Source organism: Nostoc sp., assembly GCF_035638895.1.
In the GTDB taxonomy this organism is placed as follows: Bacteria; Cyanobacteriota; Cyanobacteriia; order Cyanobacteriales; family Nostocaceae; genus Nostoc.
Genome location: NZ_DASQZC010000195.1, coordinates 1 through 17,479, shown reverse-complemented (window position 1 = coordinate 17,479; position 17,479 = coordinate 1). Strand labels below are relative to the sequence as shown.

The following is a 17,479-nucleotide window of genomic DNA, read 5'->3' as shown; positions in this document are numbered from 1 at the left end:
GCGGGCTTTTTTTGTATAAACTTGATGGACTATATTTCACCACAAGGATAAAAATTTTCGCTGTTGCTGATTAAAGAGATGAAAAACTTACGCTTAGGCGCTCCAAGCGCAGATAATAAGAGTTTAGAATATTTTATTTTTGAATTTCATAGCCAAATTCAGCAATGCCGATTTTTCTATATTGCTGCCCTAGCTATTTTTAATTCAGCTGCAAATTCGGGTTGTCAGACGCTTTTACAAAAAATTTTATGATTCAAACCAGTGGTGTAATTATTTGTCTTGGCTACATTTTTGGGTTGTTGTTTACAGCAGTTCCTTGGGGTGGTGTATGGATTTTGGTTTTGGGGATAGTGGGAGCAATTCTTTTTAGAAGACGCACCAGTTCACGGCAACTTGCTCAGAAAACAGAAAATGCTGGGAGCAAAAATAAGGCTGTGTCTAACACTTGGCAAACTAACCCCCATCCTCGAATATGGATAGCTGCTGGCTTAGTGGGATTATTGGCAACTCTATATTTTCATTGGCGAGTGCCGCAACCAAGTGCAAAAGATATTAGTCAGTTTGTTCCGCTTGGAAATAGTAGTAATCAAGAACAACTTGTAATTGTTCGTGGCGAAGTGGCGAGTAATCCCCGTTTGACTCGCAGTCAGCGTGGACAATTTTGGCTGGAAGCGACTCAGCTAGATGAAGTCAAAAATGATAAAGGTTCAGCAGGTGTGCCAAAAGGGGTTACAGGCAAATTGTATGTGACAGTGCCTATACTTCAGGCGACTGGGTTATACCCTAGTCAACAAATTGCTGTGACTGGGATTTTGTACAAACCAAAGGCGGCTTCAAATCCTGGTGGTTTCGATTTTCAGAAGTTTCTCAAGCAGGAAGGAACCTTCGCTGGTTTGATTGGGCGACAAATAAATGTTTTAGAGCAGGAACGTAAATGGGGATGGTGGCAAATTCGGGAGCGAATTGTGCGATCGCAAGTTCGTTGGTTGGGTATCCCAGAAGGGCCCCTTGTCAGTGCAATGGTATTGGGAAGCAAAGCTGTTGATTTACCCTATGATATCCGCGACTTATTTGTACAAGCAGGATTGGCTCATGCTTTAGCAGCTTCCGGGTTCCAAACTTCTTTGATTTTGAGTGTGATCTTACAGTTAACGAGGCGGGCAAGTAAAGGAACGCAATTTACCCTTGGCTTTTTGGCTTTAATCATTTTTCTGAGTTTAACAGGTTTTCAACCTGCGGTTCTTAGAGCCGTAATTATGGGTTTTGCGGCATTAGTTGGTTTGCTATTAAAAAGGAAGGTAAAACAGTTCGGCTCATTACTATTAGCAGCGACTTTATTATTAGTGTTTAATCCTTTATGGATTTGGGATTTAGGTTTTCAATTGAGTTTTTTAGCAACGCTGGGATTAATAGTAACAGTACCCGCATTAGTCAATCGATTAGGATGGCTACCGCCTGCGATCGCTGCTTTGATTGCTGTTCCCCTAGCTGCCACTATTTGGACTTTACCTGTGCAACTTTTTGTCTTTGGGGTTGTACCATCTTACAGTTTGTTGCTCAATGTGGTTAGTACTCCATTAATTTCGATTATTAGTATAGGTGGAATCATCAGCGCCTTGGTGGGTTTAATTTGGACTCAGGCTGGAAGTTTTTTAGCTGCGGTGTTACATTACCCGACTGATTGGCTAATTAAATTAGTGGAATTTTTCAGCAAGCTTCCAGGAAATTCTGTTGCTGTAGGCAGCATATCTACTTGGCAACTCCTGGCGATTTATGCACTGATTCTATTAGTTTGGCTAGTACCTTGGTGGCAGAAGCGGTGGTGGTTTGCTAATGTGATTGCCATTGGTTTAGTATTCATCCCGCTTTGGCATTCTACAAATACATTGTTTAGGATAACGGTATTAGAATCTGGTACGGAACCAATTGTAGTTGTTCAAGATAGAGGTACTGTAACTGTAATTAATAGTGGCGATGAAGGGACAGGACGTTTTACAATCTTACCGTTTTTGCAACAACAGGGCGTAAATCAAATTAATTGGGCGATCGCAACTGATTTCCAAAGTAATGAAAGTAATGCTTGGTTGGAATTACTGCAACGTTTACCTATCAAGAATTTTTATGAATATTCCCCCAAGCCAGAAAATTCCATTGCGACTCAGGCAATTCAACAAGAACTACAAAAATATCAAGGAGCTTACCAACCTTTAGCAGTTGGTCAAGCTGTGAAAACGGGTTCGATAGTGGCGCAATTAATAAACGATCAATTACCTATTTTACAATTGCAAATTCTAGATCAGAATTGGTTATTAGTAGGTAATATAAAGTCTAAAGAGGTACAGCAACTAGTTAAGAGTGGGAATTTACCTCGTCCACAAGTGTTATGGTGTGCCCCTCAGTCATTAAAAGATTTAGTTATTGCTCTGCAACCACAAGTAGCGATCGCTTCTTCTGCCAACTTTGATACAAAAGCGTTATCTGAACTAAATCAAAGCCAAACCAAACTATTTTTTACAGGACGAGATGGGGCTATTCAATGGACACCTAATGGTGACTTTGAGGCATTTATTGAAGCTACAGAAAATAAGTCTTCTGTCTTATAAAAACTCAAAACCAAGTAAATTTAATGGTTAAAACTGAAGATGGTTATTTCGCGCCGACTTACTTACTGGAGTCTGGCTCCTGATTTACTTAGTCTCCTAGAGTGCAAGGCGTAAGAGCAAAGATGATTCTACATCCACCTTGATGGCTGTGATATTATAGGAGACTGCTACATACATTTAGAAAAACTAGAAATTGAATCGATCATGGCTCTGACGCAACTGCGGAAACAAGAAATAATTTCCAACTACCAAGTTCACGAAACCGACACTGGGTCGGCCGATGTCCAAGTTGCCATGCTAACTGAGCGCATTAACCGCCTCAGTGAACATCTCCAGGCAAATAAAAAAGACCATTCTTCCCGGCGGGGACTGTTGAAGCTAATTGGTCAGCGCAAGCGTCTTCTAGCTTATATATCGCAGGAAAGCCGAGAAAAGTATCAAGCTTTGATTGCTCGTCTCGGTATTCGTGGATAGGGATTATCGCTTATGTCTGCTGAAGAATCTGAACGCAGTCGCTTGCCCTTTGAACCAAACAAAAAGCGCCAAAAGCCCACAAAAACTCAAAGTAAACCAGCAGCACAGCCACAAGAATCTGGTAAACAGGCTGATAGAAAACGGTCTTACACCAAACAAGAGATGGCTATTCCCCAAGTAGTCAGCCAGCGCATGATCCGCCGGGTAGCTGGGTTCTGTGGTGTACCAACAGCTTTGGGCATTAGCGTCCTAGTTGTCAGCTATCTGCTTGCTATCTACTCTGAGATTCAACTACCTCCCATCGCCGTGTTATTGGTAAACATGGGATTATTTGGTTTGGGGGTTTTAGGGATAACTTATGGCGTTCTTTCTGCTTCTTGGGATGAAGAAAGAGTCGGAAGTTTGCTGGGTTTGGGTGAGTTCAACACCAATTGGGGACGAATGGTGGCTGTTTGGCGCGAAACTCGCCAAAAAAACTCATAATTATCGGCGCTCAGGTATTAGATAACTGCGGTATTGGGTAGATGAAGAAGTGAGGCACTCCGTTGGGCGGGTTTCCCGACTTGAAGGAAGTGCCGAACCCGTGAATGTTGAAGTTAAAAGTTTATAACTTCAACATTGGTAATTTAAATTATGTTATCTTTTTATACCCCATGTTCAGTTATTTAGCAGTAAAATTGCTGACTGAGCGCTATATTTTGTTGTAAATAAACCTTATTTTTAACTCTTTGTAATTAGGCTAACAAGTAATAATAAAGCTAGTCCGTTTACAGACAATTTTACTCAATTAATAATCAGGAACTTTCACATGATTATAGTAATGAAAAGTGGTTCCCCAGAGGCGGAAATAAACCGCATTGATGAGGAACTAACTAGCTGGGGGCTAACTCCAGAAAAAATTGTTGGTCAACACAAAGTAGTTATTGGTTTAGTAGGTGAAACCGCCAGCTTAGATCCACTACAAATTCAGGAACTTAGTCCTTGGATTGAGCAGGTGTTGCGGGTAGAGCAGCCTTACAAACGAGCCAGTCGTCAGTACCGCCATGGCGAAGCTTCAGAAGTGGTGGTTAATACTCCCAATGGAGCGGTGATATTTGGTGAACACCAGCCTTTAGTAGTCGTTGCCGGTCCTTGCTCCGTAGAAAATGAAGAAATGATTGTGGAAACAGCGCGGCGCGTCAAGACGGCTGGAGCTAAATTTTTGCGCGGCGGGGCATACAAACCCCGGACTTCACCTTACGCGTTCCAAGGACACGGCGAGAGTGCTTTGGATTTGTTGGCAAAGGCGCGGGAAGTAAGCGGACTAGGTATTATTACAGAAGTGATGGATGCTGCTGACCTAGATAAAATTGCCGAAATTGCTGATGTAATCCAAGTGGGGGCAAGGAATATGCAGAATTTCTCCTTGCTTAAAAAAGTGGGAGCGCAGCCGAAACCAGTTCTGTTGAAGCGGGGAATGGCGGCTACTATTGAAGATTGGTTGATGGCAGCCGAGTATATTCTGGCATCTGGCAATCCCAATGTAATTTTGTGTGAAAGGGGAATACGCACCTTTGACCGTCAGTATACGCGGAATACGCTGGATTTATCAGTAGTACCAGTGTTGCGGAAGCTGACTCACCTGCCAATTATGATTGACCCCAGCCACGGTGTAGGTTGGTCTGAGTTTGTGCCTTCGATGGCGATGGCTGCGATCGCAGCTGGCACAGATTCCCTGATGATAGAAGTTCACCCCAATCCTGCCAAAGCCTTATCCGATGGGCCCCAATCTCTGACACCAGATCGTTTCGATAACTTGATGCAAGAATTAGCAGTGATTGGTAAGGCGGTGGGACGCTGGCAGCAACCAGCAGTAGCTCTGACTTAGAATTAAGTTACAACTGCATTTATTGATTTAAGAAACTGGTGATTGGTTGAATAAAACCCAATAAAAACCAAGCTGTTGGACTGCTTGGTTAAATTGTTCAAAATCAACAGGTTTGACGATGTAGCTATTTACCCCAAGCTGGTAACTCTCGATCATATCCTGGTCTTCAGCAGAAGAGGTCAGTACCACAATCGGAATCATTTGTGTGCGTGGGTCAGACTTGAGTTGCCGTAAAACTTCTAATCCACTTACTCTTGGCAGCTTCAAATCCAGCAAAATGACTTTGGGTTGATTCGTCATGCTACGGTGGGCATAGTCTCCCCGACAAAAGAAAAAATCGAGGGCTTCGGCTCCATCTTCAAGCAGTTGAATGTGATTGCTGATTCTAGCGCGACGTAATGCTCGGATAGTTAGTTCTGCATCAGTAGGATTATCTTCAACTAACACAATGGAAATTGGTTGTTCCGAAGATGAGTCAGTGGGTTGATCAGTCATGGGTTAGTTTACCCTTGAAGGGTGAAATAAAAGGTCGCACCTTGATTGACCACTGCTTCGGCCCAAATGCGCCCGCCGTGGCGTTGAATAATGCGTTGCACGATCGCTAGTCCGATCCCTGTACCTGTAAAATCTTGTTCGCGGTGCAGGCGTTGGAATACCCCAAACAGATTATCGGCATATTGCATATTAAATCCTGCTCCGTTATCTTTAATGAAATACACTTCTTCCCCATCCATAACCTCATAGCCCACTTGAATATAAGCAGGGGATTTATAACGAGTGTACTTAATCGCATTCGATAACAGATTTATCCAAACTTGTTTGAGCAGTGAAGGGTCAGCCTGACATATAGGTAAATCAGCGATCGCAAACTCAATCTGACGACCCTCCAAATCTGAGGCTAAATCACTCAGCACCTGTTGAATTATCTCATTTGGCAAGACGGGCTGCCGAGACATTTCCTTACGATCTAGGCGGGATAGGTTCAACAGATCATCGATCAACTCACCCATGCGTTTGGCATTCTCTCGCACAATTTTCAGATAACGATTGCCTTCGGCATCGAGTTGCTCACCGTAATCTTCTTGCATCATTCTCGAAAAACCAACGATCGCCCGTAGTGGTGCCCGTAAATCATGAGAAACAGAGTAAGAAAAAGCCTCCAACGCTTTGTTAGCATCTCGCAATTCGGCAGTTCGCTGGATAACTCGTTCTTCCAATTCAGTATTCAGTTGGCGGACTTCTGCCTCAGCTGCTTTGAGGGCGCTGATATCCCGCGTGACGCTAGAAAGATATTCTAGGCTGCCATCTGATGCTTTGTGAGCAATGATCAATTGGGAAACTGGGATTTCTTTGCCATCTCTGTCTATTAAAGCCGTTTCACCAACCCAAGTGCCATCTCGAACTGCCGTTGGAATTCCTTCATTTTGAACCAGTTCTAATGCCCACTGAGGATGATAATTGGGGATACTAAGGGCAGAATCTTTACTTAAAGGCATCTCTGCGAGTTTATTGGCTTGAGTGTTATTCCAGAGAATATTGCCTTGGGGATCAGCCATGCCAATATAGTCAGTAGAGGCTTCCAGGATGGTAATTAAGCGATCGCGGTCTTTCTCTGCTCGTTGGCGTTCGGTAATTTCAGCCCGTAAGGATTCATTCAGTTCTGCCTGCTGCTTCAACAGACGGGCATTGTCAATGGAAATAGCTGCTTGAGTAGAAAGTAGACTGAAGATTTCAATTCGCTCTGGGGTAAAGGCGCTGGTAGTGAGATTATTTTCTAAAAAGACAATTCCAGTTAGTTTTCCCTGGTTCAAAAGAGTAGCACAAAGGATTGATTTTGATTGCTGCTGTACAATCCAGGGTTCAGATTGAAAGTTGCCTAATTGAGCAGCATTGTCGAGAATAACACTTTCTTGGGTGCGAACCACGTAATTAATCAGGGCAGTTGGCAAGTAAGGAGTGCTATCTGCTGATTTCGATTCCAGGGGAATGGATTGCAAAACAGCTACTGTCTCATTGCCAATCGACCCCATCGCCTCAACCCGCCATTCATCTTGTGTAGGCAAAATCAGATAACCCGTTTGCGCTCCAGCATTCTCAATCAGAATGGTCATCAGTTTTGCCAGAAGTTTATCTAAGAGAATTTCACTGGCTATCGCATGAGAGGCTTTCAAAACTGTTTCTAGGTCAAGTGCTTCTACCTTAGTTGCAGCCGATTCTGTAGGATCAACTTTACCTGTTCTAGTTCTTTCTGATCGCAGTTCTAGCAGTTGAGGATAGCGTCTTTCCAAGTTTTGAACTTTAGCGGTTGCCCCCCACCTTAAATAAGCATACTTCGCCTCTTGCAGATAGGTTTTGGCGATCGTCATCCGGTTGTTTACCAGATGAAACTTTGCTGCTAGTTCGTTTGCCAGCGCCTCTTCTTGGAGATATTCATTTTTTCGTGCCAGCGCGATCGCGCGATCGTAGGCATCCATTGCTGCCACTACCTCACCTAACACTCGATGCCGTTCTGCTTCTACCAAGTACCACTTGTGGAGATAGTTCATTGGGGCATGATGTGCCCAAAGTTGCATTTTCTGTTGACTGTCAGCTACACGTTGGAGAATTATTACCTGCTCCTCGTGATTCACCTGCGGATAAAGCATCAGTCGCGCCAGGGAATCATAAAAATAGAAGATGGGAAAAACAGCATTTGATCTGCCCCCATTTGGGTAATTTTCTGCTTGATTGGCGTTGTCAACTGCTTGGGGGAAATTCTCGAAGTAATAGCAAAGAAACAGCTTATTGAAGTAAAGATAAAACAGCCCTTTATGATGATTAGCTTGTTGCAGCAAAGGTAATTCTTGTGATTCATCGTAAGCCTCACCGATCAAAACTTCGGGAGTAGGAGATGTCGTCATCAAGTTCAAGACTGTCTGTTGATAAACTTTGAGTGCATTGGCATTAGTAGATTCTTTCAGTTGAGTGAGTACTTGGATGTAGCTTTCCAGTTTCTGTTCCAGTTCAGACAGGGGCATATCTGTAAAAAAACAGTGGTCGCAATGGTGCAAAATACTGTATGCGGCAAATTCCAAATCTCCCGTCTCAATGCCTATTTGGTAAGCCTCCTGTAATGGTTTAATCGTTTCTTTGAGGTGAACATTCCGAAACCGCACAGAGGCGTTGGCCATGAACAGGGTTTTACAACGGATTAGTAAGTTGCTGGATTGTTCTAGTAGCTTAAGTGCCAACTGCACAAACTGATAGGCCGTTTCAATCTCTAGCAGTACGCTGCCCAAAATGTTACTGTAGGCGGCATAGGCAAAAGCAGAAAGGTCATGATTGCCGTACTTAATTGATAAATTCACCATCTCCAGAATGATTAGTGGAAATAGCGCCGGGGCTGCTTGATAGGATGGGGCGAGCAAGTTTGCGAGTAACCTGATGCTGAGGGAAGCGATCGCATCCGTCATGCTTGGTAGATCAAATAAATCTTCCACCTCCCTACCCTCCAAGGTGCGGACAGTATTGGAGAATGCTTGCTGAATCTCCTCTGGAGTTGGTGCAGTTGGCAGATGCACACCTAATTCCTCTAAAGCCTGAAGACCAATGGCCAGTGCTTCTAAAAATTGCATCTGTCCACAATAGGCTTGAATTTTTACCTCATAAACTTTAATTTTGGCTGCTAGCGATTTGGTATTTTCTAGTACGCAACTTACCAATTCTTCCATTAGCTCTAGGTCGCCATTGAGGTAAGCTGTTTCTGCTGCCAGACTATACAGCGCTAAAGTCAAGTCATACTGAGTCTGCCAGCAATTATCTGCCAACAAATCTAAACCTATTTGGAAGTATTTCAGAGCAGAGCTATATGCTGTAGAAGCTTTCGCTTTTTCCCCTGCCATCAAATTTAGTTGAGCTAGTTCATCCTGCTCTGCCTGGATTTTAATTAGCTCTTTACCTAAATTGAGTTGATTGGTAATGTCAAAGATATTTTGCTCTCGCTGCTCGGCAGAAGCTTGCTGGAGAAGTTGTTTGCCGATTTGCAGATGAGCATTTCTCCGTTCTGATTCGGGGATCAGAGAATAAGCTGCTTGCTGAATGCGATCGTGAACAAATTTATATTCAATGGCAGGGTTGCCAGGGAGTGGCACATCCAATACAACCGATTTGTAGGCATTGCTCATGGGCAAAATCAACCCTTGAGCGATCGCTACTCCCAATGCTTGCGCGGCTTCCCGTTGGGATAGTTCAGCCGCAAATGCTAGGGTTTCCAAATCAAAAGAGTTGCCAATACAGGCAGATAGCTGCAACACTTGCTGCGTCTTTTCATTAAGCTTCTGAATCTTACCTGTCATCAACTCCACAATGTTATCGGTAATCCTCCGATTTTGAATTAACTCTATCGACCATTGCCATTTCTTTGTTTGGTGATCAAATTCCAGCAAACCTTCCGTGTAAAGAGATTTCAAAAATTCATTGATGAAAAAGGGATTCCCACCAGTTTTTTGTTGCACGAGTTCCGTTAAGGGGAAGGAACTCTCTGGTTGACAGTGCAATGTATCGGCAATTAGATGATTGATATCAGGTAGGCTTAATGCTGCGAGAGAAAGTTGGTTCACTACTCCTCCAGCTTGACGAATTTCCTCTGCCATCTGGATCAAGGGATGAGCTGTATTCACCTCGTTATCCCGGTATGCCCCCATCAATAATAACGATTGTTTCTCGGTGGAGGTAGCTAGCAGTTGAATCAGCTTCAGCGAGGCATTATCTGCCCACTGGAGATCGTCTAAAAAGATGACAAGTGGATGTTCTGACTGGGTAAAGACACGAATGAAATTGTGGAAGACTTGGTTAAAGCGATTTTGGGCTTCTGTTGGCGGTAGAATTGCTACGTCTGGTTGATTGCCGACAATTAATTCTAATGTTGGAATTACTTGGGTAATGACGCGACTATTTGAGGCGAGAGCAGTTAAGAGCTTGTCTCGCCACTGACACAGATGTAGTTCGTCTTCGGTCAGTAATTGTTTGATGAGTGACTCAAAGGCTTGAGCGATCGCAAAGTAAGGAATATTGCGCTGATACTGGTCAAATTTGCCCGAAATAAAGTAGCCCCGTTGTTGCGTAATAGGTTTATAAATTTCCTGCACCAATACTGACTTGCCAATACCGGAGTATCCTGCTATCAGCATCAGTTCAACTTGAGAAGACGACAGTTCGTCCCTCTCCCCATCTCTGTTACCTGCTACCCTAGCGATCGCTGCTAATAACGTTTCAATCTCCCTTTCTCTGCCATAGAGTTTTTCCGGGATATGAAACTTATCAGAAATATCCTGTTGCGCTAACAAAAAAGGCTCAATTCGCCCCCTATGTTGTAGCTGAATTAAACACTGTTCTAAATCAGTTTTAAGTCCCCAGGCACTTTGATACCGTTCTTCTGCCGTTTTAGCTAATAGTCTCATAACAATTTTTGAAACTATTATAGGAATTTCTGGATCAAGAAGATGGGGTGTAACAGGTTCCAGAGCTAGGTGGTAATGAATCAACTCCAGGGGATCACTAGATTCAAACGGGAGCCGATGAGTTAATAGTTGATAAAAGGTGACACCTAAAGAGTAAAAATCAGTTCGGTAGTCTAGAGAACGGTTCATTCTGCCTGTTTGCTCTGGAGATATGTAAGCTAATGTTCCCTCTAATACTGTTGGATTTTTGAGAGTTAATGTCTCCCGCAAACGCGCAGTTGAAATTCCAAAGTCAATAATTTTAAGTTGTTGTGTTTCTATATTTAAAACAATATTGGATGGATTAATATCCTTATGAATAATATTTGCGGTATGAATTTCACTTAAAATTTCAGTGATCTGAATAGCTAACTTCAGAAACTCTATTAAGGAGAATCTTCTTGTGGCTATAATTTTTGTTAAAGATTCTCCCCCGAAATCCTCTAGAATAATCACAAAAGTACTTTGATATTGCTGCAAGCCGTAAGCCTGGATAACACCTTCTAATGATAAGCTATGCGTAATTTCGTATTCGAGCTTATAGCGTGTGATTTCCTCTGGGGTGGGATAGTCTTTCTTCAAAATCTTGAAGATTAAAGGCAAATGATCCCGTTCGCGAATTCCCTGATAGACTCGTGAATTAGCACTTTCATGGATTTTTGTCCAAATTCTATATTCAGGAATTTTCAGCATGATTCAACCGCCTTCAATCGTTACACTGAGGAGCAAAGCAGGGTTGACTCGCAAACCCGATTATATAATAATCGAACCCTGATTAAATCATTTATTTAGACTAGTATAGTACGGCGTAAATCCAGTTACCATCTCAATTAACCAGACAAATTGCTCAGAGCAACTGGTTAAAGGTAGGCAAACTCCTGCTGATCTATATTAAGGGCAGTGTCGGAGTTTAACTAAGCGGGTATTTTTAAAAGAAACTATTTCTCATTTCTCTCTTGAGTTATGAGGATATAAGGTATGAGATATGAGTGAACTCTTGAATGTCCTGATGGTTGAAGACTCAGAAACCGATGCCATGTTAATTATCCGTGAACTGCGTCGCGGTGGTTTCAATCCAATCTGGCAACGTGTCCAAACAGCCGAAGAGCTACACACAGCCCTCAATAGCAGTACATGGGATGTAATCATTTCAGATTACCGATTGCCTGACTTCAATGCTCCTATGGCTCTGGAAATAGCCCAGCAGAGTCAGAAAGATATTCCTTTCATTCTGGTTTCTGGCACAATCGGCGAAGTATCTGCTGTGGAAATGATGAAAGCGGGTGCTCATGATTATGTAATGAAAGACAACTTAAATCGGTTGCCAGTGGCGGTACGTCGAGAACTTCGAGATGCTCAGGTGCGAGTAGAGCGCAAACAAGCCCAAAATCTACTACAAACATTAGCGTCTAATATTCCGGGAATGATTTACAGTTTTGTGCATCATTTTAATGGTTCTGTTATCTTTGAGTACATCAGTTTAGGCTGTCTAGACCTTCTAGAGTTAACACCAGATCAAATTTTAGAAAATGCCTCTCTTTGCTTTGAACAAATTCATTTTGATGACCAGGCTGGATGTTATCTGGCTGCCAAAGAAAGCGCTCAAAGTTTAAAACCATTCTCTTATGAATGGCGATTAGTTACACCCTCTGGCAAACTTAAGTGGGTACAGGCAAGTGCTCGTTCAGAGTCTCAAGAAAACGGGGATATTGTCTGGCATGGTGTTTTATTAGATGTGAGCGATCGCAAACATGCACAAGAACTGATTACTCACAACGCTTTGCACGATCCATTGACGGATTTACCAAATCGGACACTTTTAGTGGAGCGGCTAGAACTAGCCATTAACCGAGCTAAACGAGCACAAACCTATCGTTACGCCGTCTTATTTCTCGACCTAGATCGGTTCAAAGTGATCAATGATAGCTTAGGACATTTAGCTGGAGATCAACTACTAAAGACCATTGCTCAGAAGCTAAAAGCTCATCTGCGGGAGGTTGATTTAGTCGCTCGAATCGGTGGTGACGAGTTCGTAATTCTGCTGGAGGATATTTCCACTCTTGAAAAGGCTATTCAAATTACTGAACGTATTCTGACAGATTTTGAAACACCATTAATACTTAATGATTCCGAAGTGGTTATCAGTACAAGCATCGGTATTGTCTTAGGAACAAAGGATTATTCTCAAGCCTCCGATTTACTTCGAGATGCCGATATTGCCATGTATAGAGCCAAAGCTGAAGAAAGAAATTCATACAAAGTTTTTGATATAAAAATGCATACTCAAGCCGTAAAGCGACTAACTTTAGAAACCGATATCCGTAAAGCTTTAGAACGAGAAGAGTTCGTTATATACTATCAGCCTATTATTGACATACTTAGCGATGCTTATGACGAACAGAGCCAACCTATTTGCCAAGCGTCTTGTAGAGAAGCGGAGCTGCAAGCATATCGGCTGATTGGATTTGAGGCATTGGTACGCTGGCAACACCCAACTCGCGGCTTTATCTTGCCGGAGCAATTTATTTCTGTTGCCGAAGAAACCGGGCTAATTGTGCAAATTGATCGCTGGATGTTCTCCAGTGCTTGCCAACAAATGGCAAACTGGAAAACCAAGTTTGCTAATCACTTTCCGCTCAAGATTAGTATTAACCTCTCTGCTCAAGATATTCGCCAAGCTAACTTAATTGAAAACATCGATAAAACACTAGCCCAAACGGGTTTACAAGGCGATTTTATTGCTCTAGAAATCACTGAGAGTATGTTGATTCATAATATCAGTAAAACAATTGATTTATTAACCCAATTAAAGGCCAGAAAGATTCAAATCACCATTGATGACTTTGGTAGTGGTTATTCATCGCTCAATTATCTCCATCGTTTACCGGCTGATAATTTGAAGATTGATCGCTCCTTTGTGAGTCAGATGCAGGAAGGGAACCGTAATTATCAGGTCGTTAGTACCATTATTGCTTTAAGCAATCAACTTGAACTAGCCGTTGTTGCAGAAGGTATCGAAACACCAGAGCAACTTCAATGGTTACAGCAACTTGGATGCGAATTTGGTCAAGGTTACTTGTTCTCTAAGCCCCTAAGCTACGAGACAGCAGAAGCACTTCTGGCAAGTAAAAGCTTGTATTTATCAGCTTGTGGCCCAATCTCTAGTCCTTAATCCCCAGTCTATTTTACAGGTTTTCTCAGTGTAGCTGCTACTTATAATCACTAAGCTTCTCAAATATCTTTTGAAAAAAAAAGGACGGGCAAAATACCCATCCCAGAAAATTAACTTTTATGCAATTGATAGCAAAATTTTTTTATTGCACTTGCGTGGGGAAAGCACCAGGTTGCACGGCTATGTTAAGACTTTGCCCATTGCGACGTAATTCCATGCGTAAATCGCCCCCAACTTGGCTATTTTCTACTGCCTTTTGAACACTGCTGGCATCTGTGACTGTTTGCCCGTCAAGCTTTTGAATCACATCCCCAGCACGTATCCCTGCTTTAGCAGCTGGTGAATTTGGGACAACTGTCACAACTAATACACCTTTATCTTCATTCACACTCAAACCGCTATTGGGATCTGAGTTGATATTTTGTTTTAGCTGAGGCGTTAACCCTACCATCTGAATTCCCAGATAAGGATGTTCTACTTTGCCTGTAGCTATTAGTTGACTGGAAATACGTTGGACTGTGTTGATAGGAATAGCAAAGCCTAATCCTTGTGCCCCTTGGATAATTGCTGTATTCATGGCAATCACCTCGCCACGAGAATTTAGCAGGGGGCCGCCAGAGTTACCAGGATTAATCGCTGCGTCAGTTTGAATATACTCTACTCGCTTATCGGAAGCGCCAATCAGATTACTACTGCGTCCGGTAGCACTGATGATTCCGGTAGTTACTGTATTATCTAGTCCAAGGGGGTTGCCGATCGCGATCGCCCATTCTCCCGCTTGCAATTGATCTGAGTTACCTAAGGCTACAGAAGGTAAATTCTCTGCCTGAACCTTGATAACAGCAACATCGGTTAATTCATCTTTTCCTAACACCTTACCTTGCAAGGTGCGCCCATCCTTGAGTGTCACGGTAACTGTATCGGCACCATCTACCACATGGGCATTAGTGAGAATCCGACCATCGGCACTGATGATAAAACCTGAACCAGTACCCCGTTCTACCCTTTCTCTTGATTGTGGCAGTTGCGAACCAAAAAAGCGGCGAAAAAACGGATCGTTAAATTCATCTGGTATCCGGCTTCTTACCGTTCGGGAAGAGTTAATCCGCACTACTGCTGGCCCAACCTTTTGCACCACCCGTGTTACAAAGTTAGGATCTGTGGCGGCTAGTAATGGAGGAGCAGCATTTACTCGACTAACTGCCAAATTAGATGCACTCTCAGACACTTGCCGAGAATGTCCAGCCATATAGCCGCCTGCCAATGTCATACCTGATCCCAGAAGCACCAGCGATAGAGAGGCGGCAGCCTTTTTCCAGGGCGCTCGATTAGGGTATTTGGCTTCAGCAGTGTTACGTGAAATGCTATTTGATGGGTGTTCTCTGTCACGAGATTCGTTTTGCATTGCTGTCTGGAAGGATATTTAGATGTATTACTAATGTAGATATAATTTGTGACAGTTTTGTTGCAAAGGTATTGCGTTGTTGTGAAAGGTTTGGTATTTTACTGAACCGTTTTGGAATATAGTCATTCGTAAAGGCGCACAGCTTTAGGCTGCGTGTTCTGTACCATGCCTGAAGGAATAAAAATGGCACAGGGGAAAATTTTACTTAAACCTGGCACTTTATGGACAAGTGTTAAAGAACGAACTGAATATGCTTTGCAATGCGGAGCGCTTCTGTCGATTCCGACAGAATTTGAATTTGTTGAACAGGATGGTGTGCGGTTTTTAGTGCGGATTTTGTCTAACCTGAATCGCAAAAAAGCAGACAAGGAGAAACAAGAAAAACAATCTGCTACTTCTGGTCAAGAGTTTAATCCTTTTTTGCCCTACGAAGAGGATTTATTTGTGGCGGATATTTCCGATACCCATGTATGTATTTTAAATAAATTTAATGTTGTTAATTATCACCTGCTAATCATCACTCGTGCCTTCGAGGAACAGGAAAGCTTACTTACCCTGGAAGATTTTACAGCTATGTGGGCATGTTTGGCTGATTTTGATGGTTTAGCATTTTACAACAGTGGCAAAACCGCAGGTGCTAGTCAGCGACATAAACATTTGCAATTAGTGCCGCTACCACTTGCACCTTCGGGGCCGCAGATACCTATTGAACCTCTGCTAACAGCAGCACAATCTCAGGAATCGATACCTTCTGGTGCATCCGCTACGCCAACGGTAGGCTTTACCAACGCAATAGCAAAATTTCCTTTTGTACACGCTTTCGCACCATTAAATCCCGATTGGGTGCGATCGCCATTCGCAGGGGCGCAAGCAACACTGGAAGTTTATCATACTTTGCTACATTCTGTAGGATCTGGTGCTTATAATCTGCTAGCAACACGAGAATGGATGTTAATTGTACCGCGATCGCAGGAGCATTTCCAGTCTATATCTGTGAATTCATTAGGATTCGCTGGTGCTTTACTAGTGCGGAATGCAGCAGAAATGGAGATTCTCAAAGCCCAAGGCCCGATGACCATCCTCAAGAATGTTGCTATATGCTAGGTGAACTACTTGAAATGCAGATTTACGCACAATAACTCGTGAAAGTTTAAGTGCTTGACCGTACCAATTGGAGATTTTAGGTACAAGCCGCGCTGTGGGCGAAATAAGTCCAAAATTCAATGTGATATCTTCATCTTTTAAACCCTGAACGCAGATATCAAATAGTTTTTTAGGCAACTCAGCACTGGCTCAATACCCCGCTCCCGTTAACAATACTTAGCACTGCTGAATGCGGTTATGATCTAAGAGGCTAGGAAAATAACTTTTTAGCTAAAATACCTTTTGGATTGTAAGCTACCTTTTTAAATCACTTTTCTAATGGAAATTACTGAATTCTTTGAACTTTCAACTGGACAATGGCGATCGCACCATAGCGATCGTTATCTAGCATTCGCTCACCTTGAACAAGTGCTTTCTAGCACTGACATTGAGCCTCAATCCGTCGATAAGTCGGCGGTGGTAGTAGAAATCTGTATGGATAAGTCTAGAGAAAGGTATGGATATTGAAACCCACGAGCAAATATGGGAGTCAACCCCTAGCCCTTTGCGGTTTGAAAAACGGGAAAGTTTTGCTGATGAATTACCCGTGGTGAGCGCTTTATGTCGATTCAGCTTGAATCTATTAAATCTAAAATGTTACCTCCACAAGCTGAAAAAAAGATGCGCTGCTGGATTCGCAGTCGCCACTTGATTTGTTCGGGCAACTTTTTTATATTCGAGACATTAGAATATACGACCATTGAAAGATTTTCTCAATGTGTCGCTTCTTTAGGAGGAACAGTAATATCCGTCGAACCCATTAATAAAATTTGGATGGGCGATCATCGCCAAGTAATTTTATATCAGGCGAAAGCTAGTTTACATACGCCTCATCATACTTTGAAACAATACTGGATAAAATCCGGTAGTGCATACACTAAATTTGATGAGCGTGTTTGAGAGTTACAATCCTGCGGAAACCTTTCTGACAGGCGTCTACACTACAATTCAAAATTAAGTTTTGAATTTTAAATACTCACCTTGGGGGTTGACGGCTAGTTGTTAATGTCTGATTGCTAATTTTTTTATAATGATTAGCTGTTGGTTATTAACAGTTAGCCGTCTAAGTTTGTTAGAGAATATAACTAAAAAGCTTTCCAAGACGTAAACGACAAACGCTTTAGCACAAGTTAAAAACGTAGCATAGTTTAGCGCCGTAGGCATCGCATGAGACAATTTTAGAAAGTGCGATCGCAATCAAGTCTTACTTTCTGCGCCTCTGCGTGAAGCAAACTCATATTCTTAATCAGTAATCTCATGTCCGCCTTACCGACATCCCGCCCAGAACTAAAGTTCAACGGCTCATAGCTGAAGTCCACTTAAGTGGACTAAATTGCT

12 protein-coding genes are annotated in these 17,479 nt (G+C 42.6%); 9 read left to right on the top strand and 3 right to left on the bottom strand.

The genetic code is table 11. The features are described from left to right. The first annotated feature begins 248 nt into the window (after positions 1 to 248). The 4 genes from VE944_RS09630 to aroF all read left to right on the top strand — a co-directional run bounded on the left by VE944_RS09630 (position 249) and on the right by aroF (position 4,944). Positions 249 to 2,603 (top strand): ComEC/Rec2 family competence protein, encoded by a 2,355-nt coding sequence (locus VE944_RS09630; protein WP_324975784.1) that lies wholly within the window; start codon positions 249 to 251, stop codon positions 2,601 to 2,603. A 204-nt stretch (positions 2,604 to 2,807) separates the two neighbouring features. Beyond that, positions 2,808 to 3,077: a 30S ribosomal protein S15 gene (rpsO, locus tag VE944_RS09625; RefSeq protein WP_041565894.1), complete on the top strand. Its 270-nt coding sequence runs from the start codon at positions 2,808 to 2,810 to the stop codon at positions 3,075 to 3,077. Positions 3,078 to 3,089: 12 nt separating this feature from the next. Continuing rightward, on the top strand, positions 3,090 to 3,560 hold the full coding sequence (locus VE944_RS09620) for a PAM68 family protein (RefSeq protein ID WP_324975771.1): 471 nt from the start codon (positions 3,090 to 3,092) through the stop codon (positions 3,558 to 3,560). A gap of 325 nt (positions 3,561 to 3,885) precedes the next feature. Next, on the top strand, positions 3,886 to 4,944 hold the full coding sequence (aroF, locus tag VE944_RS09615) for a 3-deoxy-7-phosphoheptulonate synthase (protein ID WP_324975768.1): 1,059 nt from the start codon (positions 3,886 to 3,888) through the stop codon (positions 4,942 to 4,944). A gap of 27 nt (positions 4,945 to 4,971) precedes the next feature. Here aroF and VE944_RS09610 read toward each other — a convergent pair whose 3' ends face one another. Both VE944_RS09610 and VE944_RS09605 read right to left on the bottom strand, forming a co-directional pair. After that, on the bottom strand, positions 4,972 to 5,439 hold the full coding sequence (locus VE944_RS09610) for a response regulator (protein ID WP_324975763.1): 468 nt from the start codon (positions 5,437 to 5,439) through the stop codon (positions 4,972 to 4,974). Positions 5,440 to 5,447: 8 nt separating this feature from the next. Then, positions 5,448 to 11,114 (bottom strand): AAA family ATPase, encoded by a 5,667-nt coding sequence (locus tag VE944_RS09605; protein WP_324975760.1) that lies wholly within the window; start codon positions 11,112 to 11,114, stop codon positions 5,448 to 5,450. A gap of 292 nt (positions 11,115 to 11,406) precedes the next feature. Between VE944_RS09605 and VE944_RS09600 the strand changes: the two genes are divergently transcribed. Beyond that, positions 11,407 to 13,593: a putative bifunctional diguanylate cyclase/phosphodiesterase gene (locus tag VE944_RS09600; protein ID WP_324975757.1), complete on the top strand. Its 2,187-nt coding sequence runs from the start codon at positions 11,407 to 11,409 to the stop codon at positions 13,591 to 13,593. Between the two features lie 142 nt (positions 13,594 to 13,735). On the opposite strand, the gene VE944_RS09595 is transcribed toward VE944_RS09600, so the two are convergent. After that, positions 13,736 to 14,998, bottom strand: a complete 1,263-nt coding sequence (locus VE944_RS09595; protein WP_324975754.1) for an HhoA/HhoB/HtrA family serine endopeptidase — start codon at positions 14,996 to 14,998, stop codon at positions 13,736 to 13,738. Positions 14,999 to 15,181: 183 nt separating this feature from the next. On the opposite strand from VE944_RS09595, the gene VE944_RS09590 reads away from it, so the two are divergent. The 4 genes from VE944_RS09590 (at position 15,182) to VE944_RS09580 (ending at position 17,041) form a co-directional block, all read left to right on the top strand. Further along, positions 15,182 to 16,102, top strand: a complete 921-nt coding sequence (locus VE944_RS09590; protein ID WP_324975751.1) for an ATP adenylyltransferase family protein — start codon at positions 15,182 to 15,184, stop codon at positions 16,100 to 16,102. Between the two features lie 318 nt (positions 16,103 to 16,420). Next, a complete protein-coding gene (locus tag VE944_RS09585) occupies positions 16,421 to 16,609 on the top strand; it encodes a phycobiliprotein lyase (RefSeq protein WP_324975748.1) in 189 nt (62 codons plus the stop codon). Continuing rightward, positions 16,599 to 16,793, top strand: a complete 195-nt coding sequence (locus tag VE944_RS33990; protein ID WP_349256794.1) for a hypothetical protein — start codon at positions 16,599 to 16,601, stop codon at positions 16,791 to 16,793. The genes VE944_RS09585 and VE944_RS33990 overlap by 11 nt, the downstream gene beginning before the upstream one ends. Then, on the top strand, positions 16,703 to 17,041 hold the full coding sequence (locus VE944_RS09580) for a CpeR family transcriptional regulator (RefSeq protein WP_229554078.1): 339 nt from the start codon (positions 16,703 to 16,705) through the stop codon (positions 17,039 to 17,041). Before VE944_RS33990 ends, VE944_RS09580 begins: the two co-directional genes overlap by 91 nt. The last annotated feature ends 438 nt before the right edge of the window (positions 17,042 to 17,479 follow it).